General features: G+C 66.9%; 30 protein-coding genes. 16 read left to right on the plus strand and 14 right to left on the minus strand.

Translation table 11 applies throughout. The features are described from left to right. Window positions 1-72 precede the first annotated feature (72 nt). From J0A90_RS07585 to radC, 12 genes are all read right to left on the minus strand, one after another. A complete protein-coding gene (locus J0A90_RS07585; RefSeq protein WP_207033212.1) occupies window positions 73-1,086 on the minus strand; it encodes a tryptophan--tRNA ligase in 1,014 nt (337 codons plus the stop codon). 122 nt (window positions 1,087-1,208) lie between these two features. Further along, complete coding sequence (locus J0A90_RS07590) at window positions 1,209-2,627, minus strand: Na+/H+ antiporter NhaC family protein (RefSeq protein WP_207033214.1); 1,419 nt, start codon at window positions 2,625-2,627, stop codon at window positions 1,209-1,211. A 145-nt stretch (window positions 2,628-2,772) separates the two neighbouring features. After that, a complete protein-coding gene (locus tag J0A90_RS07595) occupies window positions 2,773-4,086 on the minus strand; it encodes an FAD-binding oxidoreductase (protein WP_207033216.1) in 1,314 nt (437 codons plus the stop codon). Between the two features lie 2 nt (window positions 4,087-4,088). Then, window positions 4,089-4,886, minus strand: coding sequence for a helix-turn-helix domain-containing protein (locus J0A90_RS07600; RefSeq protein WP_233076589.1), 798 nt, complete (start codon window positions 4,884-4,886; stop codon window positions 4,089-4,091). Window positions 4,887-5,142: 256 nt separating this feature from the next. Then, the gene (gene ald, locus J0A90_RS07605; RefSeq protein WP_207033218.1) at window positions 5,143-6,258 is read right to left on the minus strand and encodes an alanine dehydrogenase; all 1,116 of its coding nucleotides are present in this window, start codon (window positions 6,256-6,258) and stop codon (window positions 5,143-5,145) included. 160 nt (window positions 6,259-6,418) lie between these two features. Further along, window positions 6,419-6,862: a thioesterase family protein gene (locus J0A90_RS07610; RefSeq protein ID WP_207033220.1), complete on the minus strand. Its 444-nt coding sequence runs from the start codon at window positions 6,860-6,862 to the stop codon at window positions 6,419-6,421. 21 nt (window positions 6,863-6,883) lie between these two features. Continuing rightward, window positions 6,884-7,219 (minus strand): DUF2007 domain-containing protein, encoded by a 336-nt coding sequence (locus tag J0A90_RS07615; protein WP_207033222.1) that lies wholly within the window; start codon window positions 7,217-7,219, stop codon window positions 6,884-6,886. A 32-nt stretch (window positions 7,220-7,251) separates the two neighbouring features. Continuing rightward, window positions 7,252-8,454: a class I SAM-dependent rRNA methyltransferase gene (locus tag J0A90_RS07620; RefSeq protein WP_207033223.1), complete on the minus strand. Its 1,203-nt coding sequence runs from the start codon at window positions 8,452-8,454 to the stop codon at window positions 7,252-7,254. Window positions 8,455-8,502: 48 nt separating this feature from the next. Beyond that, a complete protein-coding gene (gene mutM / locus J0A90_RS07625) occupies window positions 8,503-9,318 on the minus strand; it encodes a bifunctional DNA-formamidopyrimidine glycosylase/DNA-(apurinic or apyrimidinic site) lyase (RefSeq protein ID WP_207033225.1) in 816 nt (271 codons plus the stop codon). Window positions 9,319-9,456: 138 nt separating this feature from the next. Beyond that, on the minus strand, window positions 9,457-9,612 hold the full coding sequence (gene rpmG / locus J0A90_RS07630; protein WP_035472447.1) for a 50S ribosomal protein L33: 156 nt from the start codon (window positions 9,610-9,612) through the stop codon (window positions 9,457-9,459). 12 nt (window positions 9,613-9,624) lie between these two features. Then, window positions 9,625-9,861: a 50S ribosomal protein L28 gene (gene rpmB / locus J0A90_RS07635; protein ID WP_035472445.1), complete on the minus strand. Its 237-nt coding sequence runs from the start codon at window positions 9,859-9,861 to the stop codon at window positions 9,625-9,627. Window positions 9,862-10,042: 181 nt separating this feature from the next. After that, window positions 10,043-10,717, minus strand: coding sequence for a DNA repair protein RadC (radC, locus tag J0A90_RS07640; RefSeq protein ID WP_035472443.1), 675 nt, complete (start codon window positions 10,715-10,717; stop codon window positions 10,043-10,045). 463 nt (window positions 10,718-11,180) lie between these two features. Here radC and J0A90_RS07645 point away from each other — a divergent pair, with 463 nt between their 5' ends. From J0A90_RS07645 to uxuA, 8 genes are all read left to right on the plus strand, one after another. After that, on the plus strand, window positions 11,181-11,882 hold the full coding sequence (locus tag J0A90_RS07645) for a GntR family transcriptional regulator (protein ID WP_207033227.1): 702 nt from the start codon (window positions 11,181-11,183) through the stop codon (window positions 11,880-11,882). 28 nt (window positions 11,883-11,910) lie between these two features. Then, window positions 11,911-13,122: a D-mannonate dehydratase ManD gene (manD, locus tag J0A90_RS07650; RefSeq protein ID WP_207033229.1), complete on the plus strand. Its 1,212-nt coding sequence runs from the start codon at window positions 11,911-11,913 to the stop codon at window positions 13,120-13,122. Between the two features lie 99 nt (window positions 13,123-13,221). Next, window positions 13,222-13,377, plus strand: a complete 156-nt coding sequence (locus tag J0A90_RS07655; RefSeq protein WP_207033231.1) for a hypothetical protein — start codon at window positions 13,222-13,224, stop codon at window positions 13,375-13,377. A gap of 134 nt (window positions 13,378-13,511) precedes the next feature. Beyond that, on the plus strand, window positions 13,512-14,495 hold the full coding sequence (locus J0A90_RS07660) for a TRAP transporter substrate-binding protein (RefSeq protein WP_207033234.1): 984 nt from the start codon (window positions 13,512-13,514) through the stop codon (window positions 14,493-14,495). A 106-nt stretch (window positions 14,496-14,601) separates the two neighbouring features. Then, complete coding sequence (locus tag J0A90_RS07665; RefSeq protein WP_207033236.1) at window positions 14,602-15,186, plus strand: TRAP transporter small permease; 585 nt, start codon at window positions 14,602-14,604, stop codon at window positions 15,184-15,186. Then, window positions 15,186-16,469: a TRAP transporter large permease gene (locus J0A90_RS07670; RefSeq protein WP_207033237.1), complete on the plus strand. Its 1,284-nt coding sequence runs from the start codon at window positions 15,186-15,188 to the stop codon at window positions 16,467-16,469. The genes J0A90_RS07665 and J0A90_RS07670 overlap by 1 nt, the downstream gene beginning before the upstream one ends. A 1-nt stretch (window position 16,470) precedes the next feature. Continuing rightward, the gene (locus J0A90_RS07675) at window positions 16,471-18,000 is read left to right on the plus strand and encodes a mannitol dehydrogenase family protein (protein WP_207033239.1); all 1,530 of its coding nucleotides are present in this window, start codon (window positions 16,471-16,473) and stop codon (window positions 17,998-18,000) included. Beyond that, the gene (gene uxuA / locus J0A90_RS07680; RefSeq protein WP_207033241.1) at window positions 17,966-19,189 is read left to right on the plus strand and encodes a mannonate dehydratase; all 1,224 of its coding nucleotides are present in this window, start codon (window positions 17,966-17,968) and stop codon (window positions 19,187-19,189) included. The genes J0A90_RS07675 and uxuA overlap by 35 nt, the downstream gene beginning before the upstream one ends. Here the strand turns inward: uxuA and J0A90_RS07685 are convergent. Next, on the minus strand, window positions 19,184-19,588 hold the full coding sequence (locus J0A90_RS07685; protein WP_207033243.1) for a VOC family protein: 405 nt from the start codon (window positions 19,586-19,588) through the stop codon (window positions 19,184-19,186). The two genes, uxuA and J0A90_RS07685, sit on opposite strands and share 6 nt — an antisense overlap. A gap of 177 nt (window positions 19,589-19,765) precedes the next feature. On the opposite strand from J0A90_RS07685, the gene J0A90_RS07690 reads away from it, so the two are divergent. Further along, window positions 19,766-20,371: a GyrI-like domain-containing protein gene (locus J0A90_RS07690; RefSeq protein WP_207033245.1), complete on the plus strand. Its 606-nt coding sequence runs from the start codon at window positions 19,766-19,768 to the stop codon at window positions 20,369-20,371. A 94-nt stretch (window positions 20,372-20,465) separates the two neighbouring features. After that, window positions 20,466-20,870 carry a nuclear transport factor 2 family protein gene (locus tag J0A90_RS07695; RefSeq protein ID WP_207033247.1) on the plus strand — a complete coding sequence of 135 codons (405 nt, stop codon included), beginning with the start codon at window positions 20,466-20,468 and terminating at the stop codon, window positions 20,868-20,870. A gap of 277 nt (window positions 20,871-21,147) precedes the next feature. Here the strand turns inward: J0A90_RS07695 and J0A90_RS07700 are convergent, their stop codons facing one another. Then, window positions 21,148-21,435 (minus strand): hypothetical protein, encoded by a 288-nt coding sequence (locus J0A90_RS07700; protein WP_207033249.1) that lies wholly within the window; start codon window positions 21,433-21,435, stop codon window positions 21,148-21,150. Between J0A90_RS07700 and J0A90_RS07705 the strand changes: the two genes are divergently transcribed. From J0A90_RS07705 to argB, 6 genes are all read left to right on the plus strand, one after another. Then, window positions 21,434-21,859 (plus strand): hypothetical protein, encoded by a 426-nt coding sequence (locus J0A90_RS07705; RefSeq protein WP_207033251.1) that lies wholly within the window; start codon window positions 21,434-21,436, stop codon window positions 21,857-21,859. The two genes, J0A90_RS07700 and J0A90_RS07705, sit on opposite strands and share 2 nt — an antisense overlap. An 89-nt stretch (window positions 21,860-21,948) precedes the next feature. Further along, entirely contained in the window at window positions 21,949-23,190 is a 1,242-nt protein-coding gene (gene coaBC, locus J0A90_RS07710) for a bifunctional phosphopantothenoylcysteine decarboxylase/phosphopantothenate--cysteine ligase CoaBC (protein ID WP_207033253.1), read from the plus strand. 161 nt (window positions 23,191-23,351) lie between these two features. Beyond that, a complete protein-coding gene (dut, locus tag J0A90_RS07715) occupies window positions 23,352-23,825 on the plus strand; it encodes a dUTP diphosphatase (protein WP_207033255.1) in 474 nt (157 codons plus the stop codon). A 58-nt stretch (window positions 23,826-23,883) separates the two neighbouring features. Next, on the plus strand, window positions 23,884-24,471 hold the full coding sequence (locus J0A90_RS07720; protein WP_207033257.1) for a YaeQ family protein: 588 nt from the start codon (window positions 23,884-23,886) through the stop codon (window positions 24,469-24,471). Beyond that, the gene (locus J0A90_RS07725) at window positions 24,468-25,874 is read left to right on the plus strand and encodes a phosphomannomutase/phosphoglucomutase (RefSeq protein WP_207033259.1); all 1,407 of its coding nucleotides are present in this window, start codon (window positions 24,468-24,470) and stop codon (window positions 25,872-25,874) included. Before J0A90_RS07720 ends, J0A90_RS07725 begins: the two co-directional genes overlap by 4 nt. A gap of 67 nt (window positions 25,875-25,941) precedes the next feature. Continuing rightward, window positions 25,942-26,838: an acetylglutamate kinase gene (gene argB, locus J0A90_RS07730; RefSeq protein WP_207033261.1), complete on the plus strand. Its 897-nt coding sequence runs from the start codon at window positions 25,942-25,944 to the stop codon at window positions 26,836-26,838. Window positions 26,839-26,861: the final 23 nt, after the last annotated feature.

The following is a 26,861-nucleotide window of genomic DNA, read 5'->3' on the forward strand; positions in this document are numbered from 1 at the left end:
CGGATGCCCATACAGCAACGAACCGGCGCAGGGCCGGCTCGTCGGGGTGGGGTAGCGGGTGCGGACGGACGCCTATTGAAAGCGCCCCAGCCCCACCGCCACTCGCAGCCGCTCCATCAGCGCATTGGCCTCGGCGCGGGCGCGCTCGGCGCCCTGCTGCAGCACCTGCTCGATGTGCCCGGGGTCGTTCATCAGCGCCTCATAGCGCTCGCGCGGCTCACTCAGGTGCGCATCGAGGTACTCGAACACCTCGTTCTTGGCCTCGCCCCAGCCGATCCCCTCGGCGTAGCGGCGGCGCATGTCGGCACTCTCCTCCGCGGTGGCGAAGGCGCTGTAGATCTGGAACAGGGTGCAGGTATCCGGGTCCTTGGGCTCGCCCGGCTCCAGCGAGTTGGTCTTGATCTTGCGCACCAGCTTCAAAAGCTTCTTGGCCGAGACGAACAGCGGGATGGTGTTGTCGTAGCTCTTGGACATCTTGCGCCCGTCGAGCCCGCGCAGCACCTCGACCTTCTCGTCGACGATCGCCTCGGGCAGGGTGAAGTAGTCACCCTTGTAGATATGGTTGAAGCGCCCGGCCATGTCGCGGGCCATCTCGATGTGCTGGATCTGGTCGCGCCCCACCGGCACCTTGTGGGCGTTGAACATCAGGATATCGGCGGCCATCAGCACCGGGTAGCCGAACAGCCCCATGGTGACGCCCCGATCCGGGTCGGGAATACCGCCCTCTTCGTTCTCCGCCACCGCCGCCTTGTAGGCGTGGGAGCGGTTCATCAGCCCCTTGGCGCAGACGCAGGAGAGCAGCCAGGCGAGCTCCGGGATCTCGTGGATGTCGGACTGGCGATAGAAGATCGCGTTATCGGTATCCAGCCCCAGCGCCAGCCAGGTGGCGGCGATCTCGAGCCGCGACTGCTGCACCCGCTGCGGGTCCTGCGCCTTGATCAGCGCATGCAGGTCGGCGAGGAAATAGTAGGACTGGACATCGGGATTCTGGCTCTCGGCGATCGCCGGCTTGATCGCGCCGACATAGTTGCCCAGATGCGGCGTACCCGTGGTGGTGATGCCGGTAAGAACGCGTCGCTGGCTCATGAACTCTTCGATCGATGGGAGAGTGGACGGGAAATGGCGAATGGCGGCAGTTTACCTTGCCGCCCGTGCCTTAGCGAACCCGCCTCGCCGTGCCCGCCGCCGAGGCGCGGGCAGGCCAGGAATCAACCGATATCGACCAGGGTCACGCCCACCAGCAGATAGATCACCAGTGACACCAGCGCCACCGCCAGCGCGTAGGGGATCTGGGTGCGCACATGGTCCATGTGATCGCAGGCGGAGCCGGTCGAGGCGAGCACCGTGGTATCCGACAGCGGCGAGCAGTGGTCGCCGAACACCCCGCCGCCGGCCACCGCAGCGATGGTGGCGTAGACCAGCGGCGTCAGCGTATCGCCGGTGAAGACGAAAGCCACCGGCACCGAGATCGGCATCATGATCGCGAAGGTGCCCCAGGAAGAGCCGGTGGCGAAGGCGATCAGCGCCGCCAGCAGAAAGGTGATCGCCGGCAGCAGCGTCGGCGAGAGCCAGTCGCGGCTGATCTCGACGATATATCCGGCGGTCCCCATATCCTTGGAGAGCTGATTGAGCGAGTAGGCCAGGGCCAGGATCAGAATCGCCGGCATCACCCCTTTCATGCCGGCGGTGGCGGTCTTCATGATGTCGTTGAGCGGGATCCCCTGCAGCCGCATGATCACGCCCAGCACCACCGCCGCGGCGAGGAACGCCTCCATCGTCTTGGCCGAGCCCAGGACCACGAAGGTGCTCACGGCAACACCGATCACGATCAGCACCGGCAGCACGAAGTTGAGAAACAGGTTGGTGCGCACGCCCTCGAACGGCTGCAGGTCGGTCAGCTCCTCGCCGAGCAGCGGATCGGCACCGTCGCGGAACACCTTGCCCTCGTTCTGGGCGCGGGCCTCGGCGCGCTTGAGCGGGCCGAACAGCGGCACCACGCCGACGATCACCAGCCCCACCACCAGCACCGAGAGCCAGGCGTAGAGATTGAACGGCACCGCATAGACGAACGCCTGCATGGCCTCACCCGCGGTGTCGATCGGACCCATGCCGATCAAGAGCCCGGAGATGAATACCGCCCAGCCGGTGATCGGCACCAGCACGCTGACCGGCGCCGAGGTGGAGTCGGCGATATAGGCCAGCTTCTCGCGCGAGACGCGGTAGCGGTCGGTGAGCCCGCGCAGGGTGGAGCCGACGAACAGCGGGCTGAAGTAATCGCTGAAGAACACGAACATGCCCATGAACCAGCCCACCAGCTGGACCCGCACCCGCGACAGCGCGCGCGCTTCGACCCAGGCGGTGAAGTTGCGGATCGCCCCGGTACGCTGGAAGAAGGCGATCACGGTACCGATGAACAGCTCCAGCAGCAGGATCCACGAGAAGTCCGTGTTCCCCAGCGAAGTCTTCAACAGGGTGGGAAAACCCATTGGCCCCTGCCCCATGATCGACACGCCGACCACGCAGGCCACCGCCAGCGAGAACACGGTGTTACGGGTGGCGAAGGCCAGGACGATGGCGAGACAGGCGGGCAGCAGCGAGAGCAACCCATAGTGCATTTGCGGATCCATGCTGACTCCTTGGGTGTTGTTGATGTTGTTATCGAATCGGGATCGGGTTAGGCGATGTCGGCGATTCGGGGTCGTCGTCTTGCGCTTATCGGACTCTGCTGGTCGATCTCTGTCAGTCGAGCGGGGGCGCCATCACTCGTGGCGCTTACGCCTCTTCGCGGCCGCGGCGCTGCTCCACGCGGCGGATCGCTTCGAACGCCAGGCGCCGAATCGGCGCCGGTGGCATCCAGCTGGCGCGGCCGAACAGCGCCGGGATGTCCTCCGCCGGCCGCCCCAGCGCCAGCCGTGCCAGCGCCTCGCCCAGTACGCTACCCTTGACGATGCCGCCGCCGTTGCAGCCCGCCGAGACGTAGAGCCCCGGGCCGATCTCGCCCCATAGCGGCGCACCGTTGTGGGTCAGCCCGGTGGTACCGCCCCAGACCTGCTCGAAGCCGACATCGGCCAGCGCCGGATAGCGCGCCGTCAGGCTCGCGGCCAGCGCGGCGGCCACCGTGGCCGGGTCGCGTTCGCGCTCGTAGTCGTACTGGGCGCGGATCATCAGGCGCCGGTCGGCGGTGGTGCGCAGGGTGCAGCCGAGCCGATGCGCCGGCAGCAGCCCCCAGGGCGTGCCGGCCACCGCGGCGGTATGGGCAGGCGTCAGCGGCGCAGTCAACGCGGCATAGGTATAGATGGCGGTAAGGCGCGAACGGTCGGCCCCCAGGGCGCGCGCGAAGGCGTTGTTGGCCAGCATCACCTGACGCGTGCGAATCTCGCCCTCGGGGGTGGTCACACGCCAGCCATCGCCGTCGCGGGTCAGTGACAGCGCCGGGCTCTGCTCGTAGCAGGTGACCGCCGGCGGCAGCGCCGCCACCAGTCCGCGAATCAGCGCCGCCGGCTGCACCAGATAGCAGTCCGGCGAATAGAGCCCCTCGGCGTAGTAGTCGGTGCCCAGGCGCTCGGCCAGGGCCGCGCGATCGAGACTGTAGTAATCGAGCCCCGCGGCGTGCAGAAACTCGGCGTAGCTGGCCAGAGCCGCGCGCCCGGCGGCGCCCCGGGCGGCGCGGTAGGTGCCGCTGCGGGTCAGCTGGCAGTCGATGGCGTGGGTATCGACCTGCGCCTTGAGCGATGCCATCGCCTCGCGGCTGAGGCGGTTGAGGGTCGCCATGCGCGACAGCGCCCCACTGCTGGCATCGTTGGCCAGCGCGATCTCCAGCATGAACCCCGAGTTGCGCCCCGGGCTGCCGTCGCCCACCCGCTCCGCCTCGAGCATCACCACGCGCCGTTCGGGGGCCAGCGCCTGATAGGCCCGCGCGGCGGCGACACCGGTATAGCCGGCGCCGACGATCACCAGATCGGCGCGCTCGTCGCCGCGCTGGCTCGGCCCGGGCGGGCGCGCCGGCAGCAGTGCCTGCCAGCCGCAAGCGCTGCGATGGGCGGGATGGGTGGCGAGATGCGGCGCCAGGTGAGGGGCTAACGTCATGTTCAGGACTCCGGCTGCAGCAGACCGTGGAGATCGGCCTTCAGCCCGGCGACCTCGCTGGCCATGGCGGTGATCAGCGTGGCGCGGTGCGCCTCGCTCAGGCGCGACTTGAGCAGCGAGCAGCTAAAGGCGCCGAGACAGCGCTCGCCCGGACCGAGCAGCGGCATCGCCAGCCCGGTGAACTCGGGCAGGCTCGAACCCTCCACCCCGCGGGCGTGCCCGTGGGCATGGCAGTAGTCGATCTCGCGGCGCACCGCGTCGACATCGATGGCGTAGTCGCGCATCAGGCACTCGCGATTGGCCTCCAGAATCCACGCCCGCTCGCGCGCCTCCAGCGACGCCAGCAGTGCGATCGAGGCCTGGCCCACGCCCAGCGGCACGCGACCACCGATGGACGCCACGAAGCCCCCCACCGGGTAGGCCCCGTTCTGGATCTCCAGACACACCGCATGCCGGCCATCGTGGGCGAACAGATAGAAGCTGCCACCCAGACGCTGGGCCAGCGCCAGCAGCCGCGGCCGGGCCAGATCGCGCAGCTGGGCGCCATTGCCCGCCTCGGCCCCCAGCACCAGCAGCTCGTAGCCGAGCAGATAGCGGTGGCGCAGCGGTGACGGGCGCAGAAAGCCCTCCTCGCGCAGCCCCTTGAGCAGGCGATAGATGGTCGGTCGGCTCAGCTCGGTGGCGTCGAGATAGTCATCGATACCCGCGCCGCGGGCGCCGCAGGCGGCGGTCACGCGCAGGAGCGCCATCACGTGGCGCAGGGTCGAGGGCGTCTGGGAGGCATCACGGCTGGCAGGCACGGTCATGGCTCGGCGGCGAATGTCGCCCGAGCATAACCGAGACATGCAGAGAAATTCGTCTCGCTATACGAGACACGGCGGCCGAATTCAGCGGCGTCGGCAGGTGGAAGGCTCAGCCGCCATCTGCGCGGTCAGCGGCACGCCGCGCCGGCGATACCGACTGCGCCGCCACGGCGGGCGGCGCAGTCAGTGGCGCAGCTCAGCAACTGGTGCAGCACAGCCACTGGTGCAGCGCAGTCAGCGGCCAGGGTTGCACTCAGCGCAGACAGCGCTCGGCGTCGACCGCCTCGATGTCGAACGCCTCACCCACCGCAGCGTAGGTCAGCTGCCCGGCATGGACGTTGAGCCCGGCGAGGAAGTGGCTATCGTCAGCCAGCGCCTGCTGCCAGCCCTTGTCGGCCAGGGCGATGACGAACGGCAGCGTAGCGTTGGTCAGCGCCTGGGTGGAGGTGCGCGCCACTGCGCCCGGCATATTGGCCACGCAGTAGTGGACGATGCCGTCGACAATGTAGCTAGGCTCGGCATGTGTGGTGGGACGGCTGGTCTCGAAGCAACCGCCCTGGTCGATCGCCACGTCGACCAGCACGCTGCCGGGCTTCATTTCGGCGAGCATGGCGCGGGTGATCAGCTTGGGCGCCGCCGCGCCGGGCACCAGCACCGCGCCGACGATCAGATCCGATTCGCGAATCGCCTGTTCCAGGGTCTCGGCGGTGGAATAGACGGTGCGGATGGCACCCTGGTAGCGGTGATCGAGCACCTCGAGGCGCGCCAGCGACTTGTCGAGGATGGTCACCTCGGCGCCCAGGCCGAGCGCCATGCGCGCAGCGTTCTCGCCGACCACGCCACCGCCGATCACGCTGACCTTGGCCGGCGCCACCCCGGGCACCCCTGGCAGCAGGATGCCGGCCCCGCCCTGGGCCTTCTCCAGGCTGTGCGCACCGGCCTGGATCGCCATGCGCCCGGCGACCCGGCTCATCGGCGCCAGCAGCGGCAGGCCGCCCTGGGCGTCGGTGATGGTCTCGTAGGCGATGCAGGTGGCGCCGCTGTCGAGCAGCCCGCGGGTGAGCGTCTCCTCCGCGGCCAGATGCAGATAGGTGAACAGGATCTGGCCCGGACGCAGCCGCGCCACCTCCACCGCCTGGGGCTCCTTGACCTTGAGGATCGCCTCGGCCTCACGCCACAGCGCCTCGACGTCCTCGACGATCGTCGCCCCGGCCTCGCGGTAGGCGTCGTCGGGGTAACCGGCACCGCCACCGGCGCTCGCCTCGACCGACACCCGATGGCCACGGGCGACGAGTTCACGCGCGCCGCCCGGGGTCAGGGCGACGCGATACTCATGGTTCTTGATTTCCTTGGGGACACCGATATGCATGGCTGACTCCGTGATCGTGACTTGTCATTGGGGGATCGAGCGGATTACAGCACAGCCATTCAGACGACGGGATATCTGACGAAAAAAGACGAAAAAATCGCGCGCAGCCCAACTATCGCCACGAAAATTCTCGTCGTGAGAGGTAAAACAGTAGAAAAATCTAGCTTATGGCCGGAGACGTCACCGCCTCACCGTAGACCTCGACGAAGCGCGCCGGCATGCGTCGCGCCCGACCGCTGGAGAGTTCGATACAGGCAAAGCGAGTCTGGGCTCGCAGCAAGGTGGCGCCGGTCGCGCCATGGCGCAGCTGGAAGCGCCGCGTCAGCGTCAGGCGGCCATCGCAGGCGACGATCCAGGTGGCGATCTCGAGCCCATCGCCTTCGAACGCCGGGGCGAGATAGTCGAGTTCGTGGCGATGCACCACCATGCCGCGATCGAGCGCGCGGTAGTCGTCGAGGCTCAGCCCCAGCGACCGCGAATGAGCCCAGCTGGCCTGCTCCACCCAGCGCAGGTACTCGGCGTTGTTGACGTGGCCGTAGTGGTCGATATGGCTCGCCTCGACCGCAATGTCGAGGAGGAAGGGTCGGGGCAGATCCCAGCTCATGGCGTTCTCCTTCAAGGGCTGTCAGGCCGACGCCGCGGCTGGCGGACGCGGCGTCGCGCACTGCCAGCAGGTATCGAAGGCGCCATCGAGGCGCTCGCCGCAGCCGGGACAGACCCAGTCCGCGGGCACGTCGGCCGGCCCCTCCAGCGCCTCGCGCAGTAGCTCCCGGGCGCGCTCGTGGTCGGCCCGGGCCACCCACACCTGCGGCTCGCACTGATCCATGGGCAGCTCGCCGGCGGCGCCGGCCAGGGTCATGTTACGCAACTCGACGGCGATACCCGCACTGTCGATGACGTTGCGAACATGGCACACCAGCAAGACATTGGGATGACGAAAGAGACACACAAGCGCCGTCATCACCCCACTCCCCTTATCACCCCACTCCCCTTTTAGTTGCGGAAGACACGCACGCCGAGCGCCTTGAGATAGGCGGTCTCGGGGATTGCCGGGTGGATCGGATGGTCGCCGGCCTGGCCGCCGCGATAGAGGATCTGGCCATGGCGGTCCTGGTGGCGCACGGCCCCGCGCACGCACTCGACCAGGCGCTCCTCGGCCAGGTGCATCGAGCACGACGCCGACAGCAGCAGGCCATCGCGGCCGAGCAGGCGCATCGCCTCGCGGTTCAGACGCGCGTAGGCGCGCTCGCCGTTGGTGATGTCCTTGCGCTTCTTGATGAAGGCCGGCGGGTCGAGCACCACCACGTCGAAGCGCTCACCCTCGGCGCGCAGCGCGGTCAGCGCCTCGAACACGTCGCCGTGGCCCACCGCCACCTGCTCGTGCAGGCCGTTGAGCGCGGCGTTCTCGGCGACCCGCTCGAGCGCCGCCTCGGAGGCATCGACGCAGAGCACCTCGCTGGCGCCGTGGGCCGCCGCCTGCACGCCCCAGCCACCGACGTAGCTGAACAGGTCGAGCACCCGCTTGCCGGCAACCAGGCCGTTGAGCCAGGCCCGGTTGGCGCGGTGATCATAGAACCAGCCGGTCTTCTGGCCATCCAGCACCGGGGCGACGAAGCGCACCCCGTTCTCCTCCAGCAGCACCTGCTCGGGCAGTTCACCGTGGACCACCGCCACTTCCGACTCGAGCTGTTCGAGACGGCGGCCGCTGGAGTCGTTCTTGAACACGATCGCCCGCGGCGACAGCACCTTGTCCAGCGCCGCGATCACCTCGTCGCGCACCCGCTCCATGCCCAGGGTGTTGAGCTGCACCACCAGCACGTCGTCGAAACGATCGACGATCAGCCCCGGCAGCAGGTCACCCTCGCCGTGGACCAGACGATAGAACGGCTTGGCGAAGAGCCGCTCGCGCAGGCCGAGCGCCTGATTGAAACGGTGTACCAGCAGCGAACGGTCCAGGCGCACGTCGGCGTCCCGCGAGACCACGCGGGCGCAGATCAGCGAGTGCGGGTTGACGTAGGCCACCCCCAGCGGCTTGCCGTTGGCAGCCTCGATCACCGCCTGGGCACCGGGCTCGAGCCCCTTCAGCGGCGTGGCCTGAATGTCGATCTCGTTGGAGTAGAGCCACAGATGGCCCGCCTTCAGGCGGCGGTCGGCGTTCTTCTTGAGGCGCAGGGTCTGGGGCACGGAGGACTCCATGGGCAAAGGATTATCGGGGCGCATTCTAACAGTATCGGAGCCAGGCGCTCAGCGCTGGCAGATCGGGCAATAGACGCTGGCACGCTGTCCCAGCGTCACCTGGCGCAGCAGATGGCCGCACTCGCGGCACGGCTCGCCGCCACGGCCGTAGACGTTGAGGCGCTGGGCGAAGTAGCCGGGCTCGCCGCTGCCGCTGACGAAATCGCGCAGCGTCGTGCCGCCCTGGGTGATCGCCGCCGCCAGCACCGTCTTGATCGCCTCGGCCAGGCGCGCATAGCGCTCGCGCGAGACGCGTCCAGCGGCGCGGCGCGGGTCGATCCCGGCCATGAACAGCGCCTCGCTGGCGTAGATGTTGCCCACCCCCACCACCACGGCGTTGTCCATGATGAACGGCTTGATCGCCGCCCGACGCCCCCGCGAGAGGGTGTAGAGACGCGCGCCGTCGAAATCGGGCGACAGCGGCTCCGGCCCCAGCCGCGCGAGCCTGGGGTCGCTGGCGACGTCACCTGCCAGCCAGTCGACGAAGCCGAAGCGGCGCGGATCGTGGTAGCGCAGGATGGCACCACCCTCGACCACCACATCGACATGATCGTGCTTCCTGGGCAGATCGCCCACCCGCGCCAGACGCAGGCTGCCGGACATGCCCAGATGCCACAGCAGCGAGCGATCACCCACCGGCAACAGCAGATACTTGGCGCGCCGCGCGAGTTCGCCGAAGCGCGCGCCGATCAGCGCCGCTTCCAGATCTACCGGCACCGGTACACGCAGGCTACGGCTGCGTACGATCACCTCGACGATCTCACGCCCCTCGACGTGGGGCGCGATACCGCGGCGGGTGGTCTCGACTTCAGGAAGCTCGGGCATGCGTCTGTTCTCGCGGCTCGGTCATCACCAATCGGCTCATCACCAATTGGCTCATCACCAACGAGAAAACCCGGTCGAGGACCGGGTTTTCCGTACTGTCATTCTGTGCTGGCACTTTGGCACCAGCGGAAAGCTAGATCACTTGATCTTGGCTTCCTTGTAGATGACGTGCTTGCGAACGACCGGATCGTACTTCTTGAATTCAAGCTTGTCCGGGGTGTTACGCTTGTTCTTGGCGGTGGTGTAGAAGTGACCGGTACCGGCACTGGACACCAACTTGATCTTGTCACGCATCTCTCAGACTCCTTAAATGCTGGCGTCGCGCTTGCGGATGTCGCTGAGCACCGCGTCGATGCCTTTCTTGTCGATGATGCGCATGCCCTTGGAAGAGATACGCAGCTTGACGAAACGCTTCTCGGACTCGACCCAGAAACGGTGGGTGTGCAGGTTCGGCACGAAACGACGACGCGTCTTGCGCTGTGAGTGCGAGACGTTATTACCAGTCACCGGACGCTTACCGGTAACCTGACAAACTTGGGACATGGAAGCCTCCGACCACTGGCGGGTTATGCAGAGTTAGCTCGGGCAAACCACGATAAATGGCTGGCGTCCGCCTTCTGCCCTGTTTCAAAGGGCGTACTTTATACCAGACCCCCTCCCCCCCCGCAAGCGCGCGGGCGCTTTTTCCCTTCAATCACTGCGCGTGACATCACCCCCGCCACGCTCACAGCCAGCCCCGTTCGACGAACGAAATCACCTCACCGTCGCCCACCACGAAGTGATCGAGCACGCGAATATCGAACAGCCCCAGCGCCTCGCTCAGGCGCTCGGTGACCCGGCGATCCGACTGGCTCGGTTCGGCCACGCCGGAGGGATGGTTGTGAGCGAAGATCAGCGCGCCGGCGTTGTGGGCCAGCGCCCGGCGCGCCACCTCCCGCGGGTAAATCGAAGCGCCATCCAGCGTGCCCTCGGCGAGAATCTCGAAGCGGATCACCCGATGCTGGTTATCCAGGAACAGCGCCGCGAACGCCTCGTGGGGAAGATGACGCAGCTGGGCACTGAGAAAGCGTCGCACCAGGGTCGGCGAGGTGAGCGCGGCGTCGCGCTCGAGCAGGCTGCCGAGATGGCGCCGCGACAGCTCCAGCGTCGCCTGCAACTGGACGTACTTGGCCTCGCCCAGCCCGTGCTCGGCACAGAAGCGCTGGCGATCCGCCTCCAGCAGCGCCCGCAACCCACCGAAGCTGGCGAGTAGATCCCGCGCCAGATCGACCGCCGAGCGCCCCTTGACCCCGACGCGCAGAAAGATCGCCAACAGCTCGGCATCGGAGAGCGCCGAGGCGCCCAGCGTCAGCAGCTTCTCGCGCGGGCGCTCCCCCGCCGGCCAGTCGTTGATCCCCATCGCGTCGTCTCCTCCTCTTGTTCACTGCTGCCTTTTCAGCACTTTTTTTTCAGCACTTTCTTTTCAGAACTTCTGTTCAGCACGTCTCTCGGCTGCCTATTGGCTAGCCGCTATTCACTACCCGCGATCCCTGACCGACCTTTTCACTGTCCACTCGCCAGCCGGACGTCAGCGTCTCTGCCCGTTCAGCCCCCTGACCGATTCCCTGCCCAGCATGCGGGCGCCGCGGGATGCGACCACTCCAGAGAGATCGGCCACCGCGGCCAAAACTGTGGCCCACCGCGGGGCATGGGCGGACGTGGAGTGACGTGGCATGGCGTGATGTGGCCTGGCGCGGGGCCTGCGAAAGTCGAATCGCCATGCCCTAGCGGCAACTACCATACTAGTTAGACAAGATGGTCTAGCGGTGCCGACCCGGCGCCTGCCATGGCCTTCGAGACGAGCCATACAGACGAGGATCGCCGTGAGCCAATCGCTCTACAGCCTGTGGGAAGACGCCGCCACCGGCCCGGTCCGCCAGCGCCTCTACGCCACCCTGCGCCAGGCGATCATCCGCTTGACGCTGGCCCCCGGCCAGGCGCTGTCGGAGAAGGAGATCGCCGATACCTTCGCGGTCAGCCGCCAGCCGGTGCGCGAGGCGTTCATCCGCCTCTCCGAGGCGGGACTGGTCGAGGTGCGCCCTCAGCGCGGCACCTTCGTGGTCAAGATCTCGCCGCAGGCGGTCTACAGCGCGCGCTTCGTGCGCGAAGCGATCGAGGTCGCGGTGGCCAAGTCGGCGGCGGAGTCGGGGCTCTCGCGACGCGGCCTGGACGAGCTCCACGAGCTGGTCGAGCGCCAGCGGCGCACCCTCGGCAGCGACGACTACGAGCGCTTCTACCTGCTCGACGAAGCCTTCCACCAGACGCTGTCGCGGGAGGCCGGCCACGCCTCGGCGTGGCGTTTCACCGAAGAGGTCAAGGCGCACTTCGACCGCGTGCGCTACATCAGCATGCCCGACGGCACGCCGCTGGAGACCCTGGTCGCCCAGCACGAGCGCATCGTCGGCGCCATCGCCGAGCGCGACCCGGCCGCCGCCGAGCGCGCGGTCCAGGCGCATCTGCGCGAGCTTTTGACCTCGCTGCCACGTCTTATCGAACGTCATCCCGAGCTGTTCGCCGAGTGCTGAACAGACCGCCACCGCCGCCGGAGAGCGCATGAAAATCATCGATGCCCGCGTCATCGTCACCTGCCCGGGACGCAACTTCGTCACCCTCAAGCTCATCACCGACTGCGGCATCCACGGCATCGGCGACGCCACCTTGAACGGCCGCGAGATGGCCGTGGTCGCCTATCTGCAGGAGCACGTGGTACCGGCGCTGATCGGCCGCGACGCCAGCCGTATCGAGGACACCTGGCAGTATCTCTATCGCGGCGCCTACTGGCGTCGCGGCCCGGTCACCATGAGCGCGATCAGTGCGGTGGACATGGCGCTGTGGGATATCCAGGGCAAGGCCGCCGGCATGCCGCTCTACCAGCTCCTGGGCGGCAAGAGCCGCGAGCGGGTGATGACCTATGCCCACTGCACCGGCAAGGATATCGACAGCTGCCTCGCGGAGGTCGCCCGTCACGTCGAGCTGGGTTACAAGGCGGTGCGCGTCCAGGCCGGCGTGCCGGGTATCGAGACGATCTACGGCGTGGCCAAGCGCGACGGCGAGCGCTACGAGCCGGCGGATGCCGAACTGCCCGCCGAGCACGTCTGGAGCACGGAGAAGTACCTCAACCACGTGCCCAAGCTGTTCGCCGCCGTGCGTGAGCAGTTCGGCCACGAGCTGCATCTGCTCCACGACGTCCACCACCGGCTGACCCCGATCGAAGCGGCAAGGCTGGGCAAGGCGGTGGAGCCCTACCACCTGCTCTGGCTGGAGGATTGCGTGCCGGCCGAGAACCAGGAGAGCCTGCGCCTGATCCGCGAGCACACCACCACGCCGCTGGCCATCGGTGAGGTGTTCAACTCGATCCACGACTGTCGCGAGATGATCCAGAACCAGTGGATCGACTATATCCGCACGCCGCTGACCCACGGTGGCGGCATCACCCACGTGCGCCGGATCGCCGATTTCGCCTCGCTCTATCACGTGCGCACCGGCTTCCACGGGCCGACGGATCTGTCGCCGGTGTGCCTCGGCGCGGCGGTTCATTTCGACACCTGGGTGCCCAACTTCGGCATTCAGGAGCACATGCCCCATGACCCGCTGACCGATAGCGTCTTCCCCCACGACTATCGCTTCGAGGCGGGGCACTTCGTGGTCGGCGAGTCGCCGGGCCACGGCGTCGACATCGACGAGGAAGCCGCCGCCCGCTACCCGTACAAACCCGCCAGCCTGCCGGTCAACCGGCTCGAGGACGGCACCCTGTGGCACTGGTGATGCGATACGCGAGAGGCGCCGCGGTTGAGACGCGCGGTGCCATCCACGGCGCGTGGCGGATCGCGCCGACGCAGCCCGCGCCAGTTTGAGGAGAGATCGATGCAAGCCTTTCGTGTCAGCGCCCCGCACGCCTTCGCGGTCACCGAGCAGCCAGCCGGACGCCTCGGCCGGCTCGGTTTCCACCCGATGCCAATCGATCTGCTCGACAACCCTCCAGAACGGGCACACCAGGTGCGGGTACGCATCGCACCCTGACGCCCTGCCAGTCGGGTCGCGGCGTCACTCGCCGCGGCCCGTCGTCTCCGCGGCGCCATCGTCTCCGTAGCCACAACGTCTCTGCGGCACAACAGCGACAACGCCGCGCTACCTCACCCAAGGAGTTTCACGCCATGTTCTCCACCCCGACCCTCAAGCAGTTGCTCGCCGGCATCGCCCTCGGCGCTACCCTCGTCGCCAGCCAGGCCGCCTTCGCCGCCGACTACACGCTCAAGTTCGGCCACCTGGCCAACGCCGAGAACATCTGGAACAAGGCCGCGCTCAAGTTCAAGGAGCTGGTAGAGGCCAATTCCGATGGCCGGATCGAGGTTCAGGTCTTTCCCAACGAGCAGCTCGGCAACGAAATGGATGTGATCAACAGCATCCAGCTCGGCACCGCCGACATGACCATCACCGGTGAGAGCCTGCAGAACTGGGCACCCAAGGCAGCGATGATGGCGGTGCCCTACCTGTTCAAGGACGCCGACCAGCTGCGCCGCGCCGTGGAAGGCGACGTCGGCAAGCAGATCGAGGCACAGATCACCGAACGCACCGGCCTGGTGCCGCTGGCCTGGTTCGAGCGCGGCCCGCGCGAGCTGACCTCCAACCGCCCGATCAAGACCCCTGACGATCTCGACGGCCTGCGCATTCGCGTACCCAACGTGCCGCTGTTCGTCGACACCTGGAAGGCACTCGGCGCGCGACCGACGCCGATGGCGTTCAGCGAGGTATTCACCGCGCTGCAGCAGAACACCATCGAGGCCCAGGAGAACCCGCTCAGCCTGATCGAGAGCGCCAGCTTCAACGAGGTGCAGAAGTACGTCGACATGACCGACCACGTGCGCAGCTGGATCTACGTGGTGATCGGCAAGCAGAAGCTCGAATCGATGCCTGCCGACCTGCAGCAGGTGGTGCGCGAGGCCGCCAGCCAGATGCAGAGCTATGAAGAGACGCTGTTCGCCGCCGACCAGAAGCGGCTCGAACAGGCGCTCAAGGACAAGGGCATGACCTTCGTCGAGGTGGACCAGGCGGCCTTCGCCAAGAAGGCCAAGCCGGCGGTGCTCGACGCCCTGAACGACGAGCAGCGCGCGCTCTATAAAGAGATCCAGGCGCTCTGAACTAGGCATTCTGAACCCGGCGGCGCCCGCCGGTGACGCCTCGCCGCAGGGCAAGCGCGACCGGCAGGCGTCCGAGCGTGCCCCTTCTTCTCATGCGGAGACTCCCATGACGCACCCCAACCCGGCACCGCCCTCGGCCGACGTCCAGGAGGGCCTCGAGGTGCTCGACCGTGTGCCTCGCCTGGGCGGGCCACTGGGCAAGTTCGCGGCGCTGCTCGACCGCGTGCTGCTGACACTGGCGGTGATCGCACTGGTCGGCCTGTCGCTGACCGTGCTGCTGCAGGTGGCTTCGCGCCTGTTCCTGCCGATCACCCTGGCCTGGACCGAGGAGCTCACCCGCTACCTCTTCATCTACATGGTCTCGCTCGGCGCCGGGGTGGTGCTGCATCGCCACCGTAACGTCAACGTCGAGCTGTTCCACGGGCGCCTCTCGCCGCGCGGGCGCGCCCTCTACCTCAGCGTGATCTCGCTGACCACCCTCGGCTTCGTGGTGATGGTGCTACCCGGCGCCTGGCAGTTCGCCCAGATCGGCGCCTTCCAGACTTCGCCCACGCTGCGCATCCCGATGATCTACATCTTCTTCTCTTCGGTGCTGCTGTTCGTCTCGCTCGCGTTCTACGCCGCGATCTGCACCCTCGAGGGAGTCATGGCCCTGATCCGCCCGGTTCCCGACGCCCGGAGTGAGCGCTAATGGATATCGCCGTTCTCTTCATCACCTTTCTGGCCCTGCTGCTGCTCGGCCTGCCGATCGCCTTCTGTCTGGGCGTCTCTTCGGTCGCCTATCTGCTGCTCGGCGGTATCTCGCTGACCATCGTGCCCCAGCGTCTGTTCTCGGGAATCGACGCCTTCGTACTGCTGTGCATCCCCGGCTTCGTCATGGCCGGCAACCTGATGAACGTGGGCAATATCACCCAGCACATCGTGCGCTTCTCCAACGCCCTGGTCGGCCATGTCCGCGGCGGCCTGGGGCTGGCCAACGTCGGTGGTTCGATGATCTTCAGCGGTATTTCCGGCACCGCGGTGGCCGATGCCGCCAGCATCGGCTCGGTGATGATTCCGGGGATGGCCAAGAGCGGCTACGACAAGCCTTTCGCCGCCGCGGTCACCGCCGCCTCCTCGACCATCGGCCCGATCATCCCGCCCAGCGTGCCGATGATCATCGTCGGCTCGCTCTCGGGCATTTCGGTCGGGCGCATGTTCCTGGCCGGCGCCGTGCCCGGGCTGCTGCTCGGCGTGGCGATGATGATTACCGTCTACTGGCTGGCGGTGAAACGCGGCTATCCCAAGGAGCCGCGCGCCTCCTTCACGACGCTGCTCAAGGAGGGACGCAGCGCGTTCTGGGCGCTGCTGATGACCTTTATCATCCTCTACGGGATCATCGGCGGGCTGTTCACCCCGACCGAAGCGTCGATCGTCGCCAGCCTCTATGCGCTGCTGGTGGGCACCTTCGTCTACAAGGGCATCAACTGGCGCAACCTCGGCGGCATCCTGACGGATACCGTGATCACCTCGGCCTCGCTGATGCTGCTGGTGGGGCTGGCCAACCTGTTCGGCTGGATCCTCACCAGCCAGCAGATTCCGCAACTGATCGCCGGCGCGATACTGGGCTTCAGCGACAACCCCATCGTGGTGATCCTGATCCTCAACCTGATCCTGCTCTTCGTCGGCGCCTTCATGGAGACCATCGCCGCGCTGATCATCCTGTTCCCGGCGCTGCTCGGTGTCGCCACCGGGATCGGCATGGATCCGATCCACTTCGGCGTGATGGCAGTGCTCAACCTGATGATCGGGCTGACCACGCCGCCGGTGGGGGTCTGCCTGTTCGTGGTCTCGAGCATCGGCAAGCTGCCGATGCTGCGCGTGGCGCGGGCGATCGTGCCGTTTCTGATCTGCAATCTTCTGGTACTGCTGCTGGTCTCCTTCGTGCCGGCACTGTCGCTGTGGTTGCCCAACCTGCTGATGGGAGCCTCATGAGATGTCATCCAGCGAGATCCATGTCGAACGTCATCCGGCCACGCGCGTGCCACGCCAGATCGGTATCGTTCATCTGGGCCTGGGCGCCTTCCACCGTGCCCACCAGGCAGTCTATCTACAGCAGTTTCTGGCGCGCAGCGGCGATGAGACCTGGGGCGTCTGCAGTGCCAACATCCGCGCCAACCGCACCCTGGTCGAGCAGCTGCGCGCCAATGATCTGCGCTACCACGTGGCCGAATACCGCGACAGCGAGCACCTCGACCTGCGCGAGATCGGCGTCATCCGCGAGGCGCTCTACGCCGGCCCCGACGGGCCGGACCGCGAGGCGCTGCTGGCGCGGATGAGTCACCCGGCGGTACGCATCGTCACGCTGACGGTCACCGAGAAAGGCTATTTTCTCAATCCGGCGAGCGGCGAGCTGCTCACCCGCGCCGAGCCGATCGCCCACGACATCGTCAATCCGACCACACCACACACCGCACCCGGCCTGCTGGTGGCGGCGCTGGCCCGGCGCCGCGCTGCCGGCGTCCCACCGTTCGCCGTGCTCTGCTGCGACAACATGCCGGCCAACGGCCAGCGCACCCGGCGCGCGGTGGTGGCACTGGCGCGCCAACAGGACACCGCGCTGGCCGACTGGATCGAGGCCCAGGTCGCCTTCCCCTTGAGCATGGTCGATCGCATCGTACCGGCCATGGGCGCGGCCGATCGGGCACGCCTGGTCGCGCTGGGTGTCGACGATCCGGCAGCGGTCGTCTGCGAGACCTTCAGCCAGTGGGTGGTCGAGGATGACTTCCCGCTGGGCCGGCCGGACTGGGAGGCCGAAGGCATAGAGATGGTCGCTGATGTCACCCCCTTCGAGACCATGAAGCTGCGCCTGCTCAACGGCGCCCATTCGCTGCTCGCCTATCTGGGTGCACTGGCCGGCATCGAGACGGTCGATGCCGCTGTCACGAGCCCGGCGTTCCGCGAGCTGCTGCGGCACTACTGGCAGTGCGAGGCGGCACCCACGCTCGAGCTGCCGGCGGGCAGCGAGGTCGCGGCCTACACCGAGCGGCTGCTGGCGCGCTTCGCCAATGACAGTCTGCATCATCGGCTACAGCAGATCGCCATGGATGGCTCGCAGAAGCTGCCCCAGCGCTGGCTGGCCGGCGCCGTCGACCGCCTGGCGGTGAACGACGCTACGGATCTGCGCGCCACCGCACTCGGCATCGCGGCCTGGATTCGCTACACCGCCGGCAGCGACCTCCAAGGTCAGCCGCATGCGGTCGACGACCCTCTGGCGGAGACCTTCGCCGCGCTCCACCGTCGCCACGGCGACGACCCCGCGGCGCTGATCGACGCCTTCCTCGCACTCGATGAGGTCTTCCCCGCGGCGCTGCGCGACGCTCGCCCCTTCACCCGGCAGCTCCTCGACGCGCTGATGCGACTGGAACGCGACGGCGTGGCATCGGCCATTGCCGCCTCGATACACGACGCTTCTGATCAGGGGCTTGAACATGCAACACACCTGGCGCTGGTTCGGCCCCAGTGACCCCATCGGCCTCGACGAGATTCGCCAGGCCGGGGCGACCGGCATCGTCACCGCCCTGCACGAGATCCCCATCGGCGAGACCTGGCCGCGCACGGCCATCCGTGAACGCCAGCAGCAGATCGAGGCGGCGGGGCTGAGCTGGTCGGTGGTCGAGAGCGTACCGGTCCACGAGGCGATCAAGCTGGGGCTACCGGCAGCCGAACACTATCTCGACAACTATCGTCGAACGCTTGCCAACCTCGGCACCTGCGGCATCGACACGGTCTGCTACAACTTCATGCCAGTGCTCGACTGGACCCGCACCGATCTCGCCTGGCCGCTGCCCGACGGCGGTACCGCGCTGCGCTTCGAGCAGGCCGCCTTCGCCGCCTTCGACCTCTACCTGCTCGAACGCCCCGGCGCCGCGGCCGACTACACCGCCGCCGAGCGCGACGCCGCCCGCGCCCTCGTCGAACGACTCGACGACGACGCCCGCCAGCGGCTGATCGAGACCATCATCGCCGGGCTGCCGGGTAGCGATGCCCACTACGGCCTGGCCGAGCTGCGCCAGGCCCTGGCCGCCTACCGCGATGTCGATGCCGAGCGCCTGCGTACCAATCTGGCCGTGTTCCTGCGCGCCGTGGTGCCCGCGGCGGAGGAAGCCGGGGTACGCCTGGCGATCCACCCCGACGACCCGCCGCGTCCGCTGCTGGGGCTACCCCGGGTGGTCTCCACCGCCGACGATGCCGCCTACGTGCTCGACAGCGTGCCCAGTCCGGCCAACGGCCTCACCTTCTGCACCGGTTCCTACGGCGTGCGCGCCGACAACGATCTGGTGGCGATGGTCGAGCGCTTCGCCCCGCGCATCCACTTCGTGCACCTGCGCGCGACCCGCCGCGAGACGGACGGATCGAGCTTCCACGAAGCCGGCCATCTGACAGGCGACGTCGACATGGTCGGGGTGATCGGCGCGCTGGTGCGTGAAGAGCGAAGGCGCCAGCGTGATGGCGGTGCATGCCTGCCGCTGCGCCCCGATCACGGCCACCACCTGCTCGACGATCTAAAGCGCGATACCCGCCCCGGCTACCCCTTGATCGGCCGCCTCAAGGGGCTCGCCGAGCTGCGCGGGGTGGAAACAGCGGTGAACGCGCTGGTGCCTGAGGACGACGAGCCTCGTGGCGTTCAGGGCGAGAGAGAGCGCCAATCATGAAGACATCCCGGAGGCATGCACAAAACACAGCTTGTTGCCCTCGGGATCGCGGCAATAGGCCCCGTAATAATCTTCGCCGTAGTGCGGTCTGAGCCCAGGCTCACCCTCACTGCTTCCGCCCCGTTCGATCGCCGTTCGCCACGCCGCGTTCACCGCCTCGCGCGTGGGCGCCGCGAAGCTGACCTGCACCCCGTTGCCCCAGGTCGCAGGCAAGCCATTGAAGGGATACTGGACGATGAATACCGGCCAGGCCTGGCCGGTGGGTACCCAGCCTTCACCCTCCGGCCCGCCATCCATGTCGAACGTCTGACGAACCAGTCCGAGACACGCGAGCAAGGCATCGTAAAACGATGTGAGCAGTGTCAGGTCGCGGGCACCGAGCATGATATGGCTGTACATGATCACTCCTTGCGGTAGGGGATAGCGGGCACGCATGTCGGCACCTATTATCCAATGGGCCGGCTGATCGACATCCTACAGCACGTATAGCCGTCGGGCGCGTCCTGACGATTCGTCCAAGCCGGCGCCGCTTCGCAGCGTGGGTTGAATTAGGCTTTGGCCGTCATAGGAGGGTTGGTGAATAAGATTGACCTGAAAAGCGAGCTAAAGCCCCTATACAAACCTTCCGCAAAAGCGGTCGTGGAGCTATACGTACCTGCGTTCAACTTTCTGATGATCGATGGCGAGGGCAACCCCAATACCACCGAGAAGTACAAGGAGGCGGTCGAAGCCCTCTACTGCGCCGCTTACACCATCAAGTTCGCGTTAAAGCGGGAAAATGCACTCGACTACGTCGTAATGCCACTCGAGGGCTTGTGGTGGGCCGATGACTTGACCAGCTTCGACCGCGACGATAAAGACAACTGGAAATGGACGATGATGATTATGCAGCCCCCAGAAGCTACCACGCAGCTGGTTCAGGCAGCGATCAACCACGCTCAAGACAGGAAGGGGCTGCCTGGGCTACGAAATATTCGGTTCGAGCCATTCAAAGAGGGCCGTTGCGCGCAAATCATGCACGTTGGCCCGTTCTTTGAGGAGGGGCCGACAATCCAGCGGGTGCACCACTACATATCACGCCACTCGGCACTGAGAGGCAAGCACCACGAGATCTACCTGAGCGACATACGCAGGGCAGCACCGGAAAAATGGAAAACCATCATTCGCCAGCCTATGGAATGACAGCCGATTCGCTTCGCTCACTGGCCCAGGCTGAAGTGTGCCCCTAGGCCACTGGCCATGCACCTGGGAACTTCGTCAAAAGGGGGAAAGAACAATGACACTAACCAAAGCCGACTGCGAAGTTCGCGCCGTGCTCGAAGAGTGGGCCAAGGCAACCAGGCAAGGCCGGATAGATCAAGTTCTGAACAACCACGCAGCGAACCTAGTGATCTTCGACGTGTTGCCGCCAATGAAGTACGAAAGTGCGGAATCCTACAGAAGCAGTTGGGACGAGTGGCAGCCGCAAACAGAGGGTGAAGCGGTTTTCGATCTTGAGAACCTGACGATCACTGCCGGTGACGATGTCGCGTTCGCCCATTGCTTCATCCGCTGCGGTGGTACGCTGCCAGACGGTAGAACGTTTCAGGACTTGGTACGTGCGACATTCTGCTTGAGAAAGGTCAATGGCTCCTGGGTGATAGAGCATCAGCACGTGTCAAAGCCCTACGAGAACAGGTGAAAAACCTGTCCGCGCAGATGCATGACAATCGGTTGCAGCGCAGTGTTGGAGGCTGCTCACGTACATCAAGGCCAACTGGCTGAAAAGCTCTTTTCCGCATTCGAGTGGCCGCTCACCCTGTGCCCAGCCTCATTAGCTTCGCTTGCTCGGGGCAGGCGTGTAGGCCCGGCGCTAGAAGCACGGAGTGAGCGTTCCCATGCTCCGCGTGGCAACGCAGCCCTGGGCACTCCCAAGCCGCGACTGCACCTGATTCGACGCGGCGCGTGGGGAACGATAATTAGTTACTGGCAAGCACCACCTTCGTGCGCTCCCCTGCCTCGGCCGTACCTCGCCGGCTCATTTCGTCAGCCTGCCTGCCCAGGTACCAGCCAAGCGCGCCCCAGACCAACGCACAACCCGCCCCCACCAGCGCCACCAGTACGGCGCCCTGGCCGAGCAGGTCGAGAAAGCTCTTCACCCAGCCGCACAAGTCGACAGGCGTGCCCGGCGCAATGCCAATTCCGACGTTTGCATCTGGCTGAGCTATGGTGAAGTCACACCCTCGTCTCTTCGGGAGTACCACCATGCAACGATCCCTCGTGTTCGCCTCCAGCCAGCGCCTGGCTACTCTGGCCATCGCCGCCACCCTCGCCCCCACCCTCGGCGGAGGTGTCTCCAGCGTTTTCGCCGCCGATGCCGGTGCCGCGCCACAGCCGGAGAGCGAGCGGGTACTCAGCGGCGACCAGATCCAGCAGCGGGTGTGGGGGCATCGCGTCCACGGCGCCATGGCCAACGGCCAGTCCTACGACGAGACCTATGCCACCGACGGCAAGATTCAGGGCGACGGCTACACCGGCCAGGCCAGGATCGTCGACGACCGCATGTGCTTCGACTATGGCAGCGACAGCGTCGAGTGCTACGACGTGCGCGCCGCGGGCGACGATCGCATCGAGTGGCTCCAGCAGGGCGAGATCGCCGGTGAAGGGGTGATCGAGGCGCCGAACCAGTAGCCCACCGAGCCTGCCGGGGCGGGAGCTTGCGTTCCGCCCCGGCGCCCTGCGGTGGTAAGGTAGCGCCAATGATTCAGGACACGCACCCCATGTCGCTACCCCTCGGGCCGGGACTCGCCGGCACTCGCATCCTGCTCGGCATCAGCGCCGGTATCGCCGCCTACAAGAGCGCCCACCTCGCGCGTCTGCTCAAGAAGAGCGGCGCCGAGGTGCGCGTGGTGATGACCGAGGGCGCCCAGGCTTTCATCACCCCACTGACGCTGCAGGCGCTCACCGGCGAGCCGGTGCGCACCTCGCTGCTCGACCCCGAGGCCGAAGCCGGCATGGGGCATATCGAGCTGGCCAAGTGGGCGGAGGTGATCCTGATCGCCCCAGCCACCGCCGATCTGATGGCGCGTCTGGCCCATGGCCACGCCGACGATCTGCTGACCACGCTGTGCTTGGCCAGCGAGGCGCGCTGCCTGATGGCCCCGGCGATGAACCAGGCAATGTGGCGCCACCCGGCGACCCTGGCCAATGCCGAGCGTCTCACGACCATCGGCTGGACCCTGCTGGGGCCGGATGCCGGCGATCAGGCCTGCGGTGATGTCGGCCTCGGGCGCATGCTCGAGCCGGAGACGATCTTCACCCAGTTACAGCAGGCGCTCGACCCCGCGGCGGCCATCTCGAGGCAGGATCTCGCCGGGCGCCGGGTGGTGATCACCGCCGGACCGACCCGCGAGGCGCTCGACCCGGTGCGCTACCTCTCCAACCACAGCTCCGGCAAGATGGGCTACGCCCTGGCCGCCGCCTGCGCTGCGCGTGGCGCCGAAGTGACCCTGGTGAGCGGCCCGGTGACACTGGCGACACCACCCGGCGTGGCGCGTGTCGACGTGCTCTCGGCGTGTGAGATGCTCGCGGCGGTGGAGGCCGCACTGCCCTGCGAGCTGTTCATCGGCTGCGCCGCAGTGGCCGACTACCGCGCCGCCAGCGTCGCCGAGCACAAGCTGAAGAAGAGCGACGACACCAGCGGCATGACGCTGGAGCTGGTGCGCAACCCGGATATCGTGGCCACGGTGGCGGCACGTGCCGAGCGCCCCTTCTGCGTCGGCTTCGCCGCCGAGACCCAGGCGCTGGAGACCCATGCCGGCGACAAGCTCGCGCGCAAGCGCCTCGATCTGATCGTGGCCAACGACGTCTCCCAGGCGGGGCTGGGCTTCGGCAGCGACGACAACGCCGCCACCCTGCTGTGGCGAGAAGCGGAAGAACTGCATCGCCAAGCGCTGGCGCCCCAGCCCAAGACGGCGCTGGCCACGGCGATTCTCGACCATCTGGTGCCACGCCTGCCCTGACGTCCCTCCGTGCCGGCACACACGCATCAATGGACGCCGCCCTGCACGGCGGCGTTCGCCGGCCACCAAGCGATGGTAAGCTAGGGCAGACTTCTGCTGCCGCCCGCCGTCGCGGTGGCGATACTCTATTCATCACGTTTTTGCAGGAATCAGGCTTCATCATGACCAGCCCCGCATCGCCCGCGCCCAAGCTCGCGGTCAAGATTCTCGACCCGCGCGTGCACGACTATCCGCTGCCCCACTACGCCACCGAGGGCAGTGCCGGCATGGACCTGCGCGCCCTGCTCGACGCCCCGCTGACGCTGGCCCCCGGCGACAGCGCGCTGGTGCGCACCGGCCTGGCGATCCATATCGGCAATCCGCAGCTCGCCGGCGTGGTGCTGCCGCGCTCCGGACTCGGCCACAAACACGGCATCGTGCTGGGCAATCTGGTCGGCCTGATCGACTCCGACTACCAGGGCGAGCTGATGATCTCGGTCTGGAACCGCGGCCGCGACACCTTCACGCTGGAGCCCGGCGAGCGCCTGGCCCAGTACGTGCTGGTTCCGGTCGTGCAGGCCGAACTCGAGATCGTCGAAGACTTCGTCGCCACCGAGCGTGCCGCCGGCGGTTTCGGCCACTCCGGCCGGCAGTGACCAGCGCTCGCGGTGATAGCCCGGGGGCGACAACCGTGAAGCGAGCAAGGAGAGTCGCGTGGCGCTAGGCGCAACTATCTACAAGGCCCGGCTCAATGTGAGCGACCTGGACCACCACTACTACGCCACCCACGCTCTGACCGTGGCGTGCCACCCCTCCGAGACCGCCACCCGCTTGATGGTGCGGCTGCTCGCGTTCATCGACAACGCCCACACGCTCAACGCGCCGGCCCATGAGGCGCCGGGCGAGCTGAGTATGACCCGGGGCCTGAGCAGCGACGACGAGCCGGATCTGTGGCTCACCGCCGCGGATGGGCGCATCCTCGCCTGGATCGAGCTGGGCGAGCCGTCGCTCAAACGCATCAAACAGGGGCTGTCGCGCGCCGAGACGGTCATCGTCTACCCCTACTCACCGCGCAGCGCCGAGCAGTGGTGGAAGAAGCTCGGCGACGGCGTGCGCGCCCTGCCCCGGGTGCGCGTGATGAGCGTGCCGGCGGCGCCGCTGGAGACGCTGACCGGCTGGGTCGCCCGCAGCATGAGCGTGGACGCCACGCGCATGGAGGGTCAATGGCTGCTGACCGACGGCCAGACCACGCTATCGCTGGAGCTCGACCATTGGAATAATCCCACAGAGAAGACCCCATGAGCCAAACCCTGCAGACACCCGCCAATGCCGTGCCCGCCTCGATCTTTCGCGCCTACGATATCCGTGGTGTGGTCGGCGATACCCTGACCGAAGACGGGGTCGAGTGGATCGGCCGCGCCATCGGCAGCGAGGCCGCGGCCCGTGGCCAGCAGTGCGTGATCGTCGCCCGCGATGGCCGCCACTCCGGCCCCACGCTGGCGGCGGCACTGATCCGTGGCCTGCGCGCCGCCGGCCGCGATGTGATCGATATCGGCCGGGTGCCGACCCCGGTGCTCTACTTCGCCACCGCCACCCTGGCCGAGAGCGCCAGCGGGGTGATGGTCACCGGCAGCCACAACCCGCCCGACTACAACGGCCTGAAGATCGTGCTCGATGGCGTGGCGCTCTCCAACGAGGCGATCACCGCGCTGCATACGCGTCTGCGCCAGAATGATCTGAGCCACGGCGAGGGCCGCCTGGAGCATCGCGATCTGGGCCAGCGCTATCTCGACCGCATCCTCGGCGACGTGCATCTGGCGCGGCCGCTCAAAGCGGTGGTGGACTGCGGCAACGGCGTCGCCGGCGAGCTCGGCCCCAGGCTGATCGCGGCGCTGGGGGCGGAGACCGTACCGCTTTACGCAGAGATCGACGGCGACTTTCCCAACCACCACCCGGACCCCGGCAAGCCCGAGAATCTGGCCGATCTGATCGCCGCGGTAGCCGCCCACGAAGCCGACATCGGGCTGGCGTTCGACGGCGACGGCGACCGTCTGGGCGTGGTCACGCCGGCGGGCGAGATCATCTATCCCGATCGCCTGCTGATGGCCTTCGCCGAGGACATGCTCGGACGCAACCCGGGCGCCAAGGTGGTCTTCGACATCAAGTGCACCGGCCATCTGGCCCAGCGCATCGAGCGCGCCGGGGGAGAGCCGGAGATGTGGTACACCGGTCACTCGCTGATCAAGGCACGCATGCGCGAGACCGGGGCCCAGCTCGGCGGCGAGATGAGCGGACACATCTTCATCAAAGAGCGCTGGTACGGTTTCGATGACGGCCTCTACGCCGCTGCCCGGCTGCTTGAGATCCTGGCAAATCAGCCGCGCAGTGCCGACGCCTTCTTCGCCGACTACCCGCAGGACCCGAGCACGCCGGAGCTCAACGTCGCGGTCAGCGACGAGACCAAGTTCGCCATCGTTGCGCGCCTAGCAGAGAATGGCGACTTCGGCGCCGCCGGGGTCAGAACCTCGCTGGACGGCATCCGCGTCGACTATCCCGATGGCTGGGGGCTGTGCCGCGCGTCCAACACCACGCCGATGCTGGTGCTGCGCTTCGAAGGCCGGGATCAGGCCGCCCTCGAACGCATTCAGGGATATTTCCGTCGCGCCCTCGAGGCCGAGGTGCCCGACGCAACGCTGCCCTTCTGAGCACGTCGGGCGTCGAGAAAAACATGCACAAGGGACATTCATTCCAATCTGGGAGCAGTGACGACTCATGAGCGTTAGCCCACGCGACCCGCGCCACGTGGTCGAGATCCTTTCCGAGGCGCTGCCTTATATCCAGCGCTACTCGGGCAAGACGATCGTGGTCAAGTATGGCGGCAATGCCATGACCGAGGACACGCTGATCGACTCCTTCGCCCGCGACATGGTGCTGATGAAGGAGGTCGGCATCAATCCGGTGGTGGTGCACGGTGGCGGCCCGCAGATCGGCCAGCTGCTGGCGCGGCTGAACATCGAGTCGCGCTTCGTCGACGGCATGCGCGTCACCGATGCCGAGACCATGGACGTGGTCGAGATGGTGCTTGGCGGTCTGGTCAACAAGAGCATCGTCAACCAGATCAACCAGTGCGGCGGCAAGGCGATCGGCCTGACCGGCAAGGACAGCGCCCAGATCCGCGCGCGCCAGCTCAAGGTGAAGCGGCGCACTCCGGAGATGACCGCCTCGGAGATCATCGACATCGGCCACGTGGGCGAGGTCGAGCACGTCTCCACCGATCTGATCGAGATGCTGTCGAAGGCCGACTACATTCCGGTGATTGCGCCGATCGGAGTCGACGCCGAGGGCCACAGCTACAACATCAATGCCGACCTGGTCGCCGGCAAGGTAGCAGAGGCGCTGAAGGCGGAGAAGCTGATGCTGCTGACCAACGTCGCAGGCCTGCAGGACGCCGACGGCAACGTCATGACAGGGCTCTCCACCGAGCAGGTCGACGCGCTGATCGCTGATGGCACCATCTACGGCGGCATGCTGCCCAAGATCCGCTGCGCCCTGGAAGCGGTCAAGGGCGGCGTGGGCAGCGCGGTGATCGTCGATGGCCGGGTGGTCCACTCCACCCTGCTGGAGATCTTCACCGACGCCGGCGTCGGCACCCAGATCGTCGCACGCTAGCGTAATCCCGACACGGGCCAGGA

It is taken from the genome of Salinicola sp. DM10 (assembly GCF_017306975.2).
In the GTDB taxonomy this organism is placed as follows: domain Bacteria; phylum Pseudomonadota; class Gammaproteobacteria; order Pseudomonadales; family Halomonadaceae; genus Salinicola.

What these genes read in the sequence shown, in the direction of transcription:
- J0A90_RS07585 (WP_207033212.1), bottom strand. Translation starts at nt 1,086, where the DNA reads ATGAGCCAGCGACGCGTTCTTACCGGCATCACCACCACGGGTACGCCG.
- J0A90_RS07590 (WP_207033214.1), bottom strand. Translation starts at nt 2,627, where the DNA reads ATGGATCCGCAAATGCACTATGGGTTGCTCTCGCTGCTGCCCGCCTGT.
- J0A90_RS07595 (WP_207033216.1), bottom strand. Translation starts at nt 4,086, where the DNA reads ATGACGTTAGCCCCTCACCTGGCGCCGCATCTCGCCACCCATCCCGCC.
- ald (WP_207033218.1), bottom strand. Translation starts at nt 6,258, where the DNA reads ATGCATATCGGTGTCCCCAAGGAAATCAAGAACCATGAGTATCGCGTC.
- J0A90_RS07610 (WP_207033220.1), bottom strand. Translation starts at nt 6,862, where the DNA reads ATGAGCTGGGATCTGCCCCGACCCTTCCTCCTCGACATTGCGGTCGAG.
- J0A90_RS07615 (WP_207033222.1), bottom strand. Translation starts at nt 7,219, where the DNA reads ATGACGGCGCTTGTGTGTCTCTTTCGTCATCCCAATGTCTTGCTGGTG.
- J0A90_RS07620 (WP_207033223.1), bottom strand. Translation starts at nt 8,454, where the DNA reads ATGGAGTCCTCCGTGCCCCAGACCCTGCGCCTCAAGAAGAACGCCGAC.
- mutM (WP_207033225.1), bottom strand. Translation starts at nt 9,318, where the DNA reads ATGCCCGAGCTTCCTGAAGTCGAGACCACCCGCCGCGGTATCGCGCCC.
- rpmG (WP_035472447.1), bottom strand. Translation starts at nt 9,612, where the DNA reads ATGCGTGACAAGATCAAGTTGGTGTCCAGTGCCGGTACCGGTCACTTC.
- rpmB (WP_035472445.1), bottom strand. Translation starts at nt 9,861, where the DNA reads ATGTCCCAAGTTTGTCAGGTTACCGGTAAGCGTCCGGTGACTGGTAAT.
- radC (WP_035472443.1), bottom strand. Translation starts at nt 10,717, where the DNA reads ATGGGGATCAACGACTGGCCGGCGGGGGAGCGCCCGCGCGAGAAGCTG.
- manD (WP_207033229.1), top strand. Translation starts at nt 11,911, where the DNA reads ATGAAAATCATCGATGCCCGCGTCATCGTCACCTGCCCGGGACGCAAC.
- J0A90_RS07655 (WP_207033231.1), top strand. Translation starts at nt 13,222, where the DNA reads ATGCAAGCCTTTCGTGTCAGCGCCCCGCACGCCTTCGCGGTCACCGAG.
- J0A90_RS07660 (WP_207033234.1), top strand. Translation starts at nt 13,512, where the DNA reads ATGTTCTCCACCCCGACCCTCAAGCAGTTGCTCGCCGGCATCGCCCTC.
- J0A90_RS07665 (WP_207033236.1), top strand. Translation starts at nt 14,602, where the DNA reads ATGACGCACCCCAACCCGGCACCGCCCTCGGCCGACGTCCAGGAGGGC.
- J0A90_RS07670 (WP_207033237.1), top strand. Translation starts at nt 15,186, where the DNA reads ATGGATATCGCCGTTCTCTTCATCACCTTTCTGGCCCTGCTGCTGCTC.
- J0A90_RS07675 (WP_207033239.1), top strand. Translation starts at nt 16,471, where the DNA reads ATGTCATCCAGCGAGATCCATGTCGAACGTCATCCGGCCACGCGCGTG.
- uxuA (WP_207033241.1), top strand. Translation starts at nt 17,966, where the DNA reads ATGCAACACACCTGGCGCTGGTTCGGCCCCAGTGACCCCATCGGCCTC.
- J0A90_RS07685 (WP_207033243.1), bottom strand. Translation starts at nt 19,588, where the DNA reads ATGTACAGCCATATCATGCTCGGTGCCCGCGACCTGACACTGCTCACA.
- J0A90_RS07695 (WP_207033247.1), top strand. Translation starts at nt 20,466, where the DNA reads ATGACACTAACCAAAGCCGACTGCGAAGTTCGCGCCGTGCTCGAAGAG.
- J0A90_RS07705 (WP_207033251.1), top strand. Translation starts at nt 21,434, where the DNA reads ATGCAACGATCCCTCGTGTTCGCCTCCAGCCAGCGCCTGGCTACTCTG.
- J0A90_RS07700 (WP_207033249.1), bottom strand. Translation starts at nt 21,435, where the DNA reads ATGGTGGTACTCCCGAAGAGACGAGGGTGTGACTTCACCATAGCTCAG.
- coaBC (WP_207033253.1), top strand. Translation starts at nt 21,949, where the DNA reads ATGTCGCTACCCCTCGGGCCGGGACTCGCCGGCACTCGCATCCTGCTC.
- dut (WP_207033255.1), top strand. Translation starts at nt 23,352, where the DNA reads ATGACCAGCCCCGCATCGCCCGCGCCCAAGCTCGCGGTCAAGATTCTC.
- J0A90_RS07725 (WP_207033259.1), top strand. Translation starts at nt 24,468, where the DNA reads ATGAGCCAAACCCTGCAGACACCCGCCAATGCCGTGCCCGCCTCGATC.
- argB (WP_207033261.1), top strand. Translation starts at nt 25,942, where the DNA reads ATGAGCGTTAGCCCACGCGACCCGCGCCACGTGGTCGAGATCCTTTCC.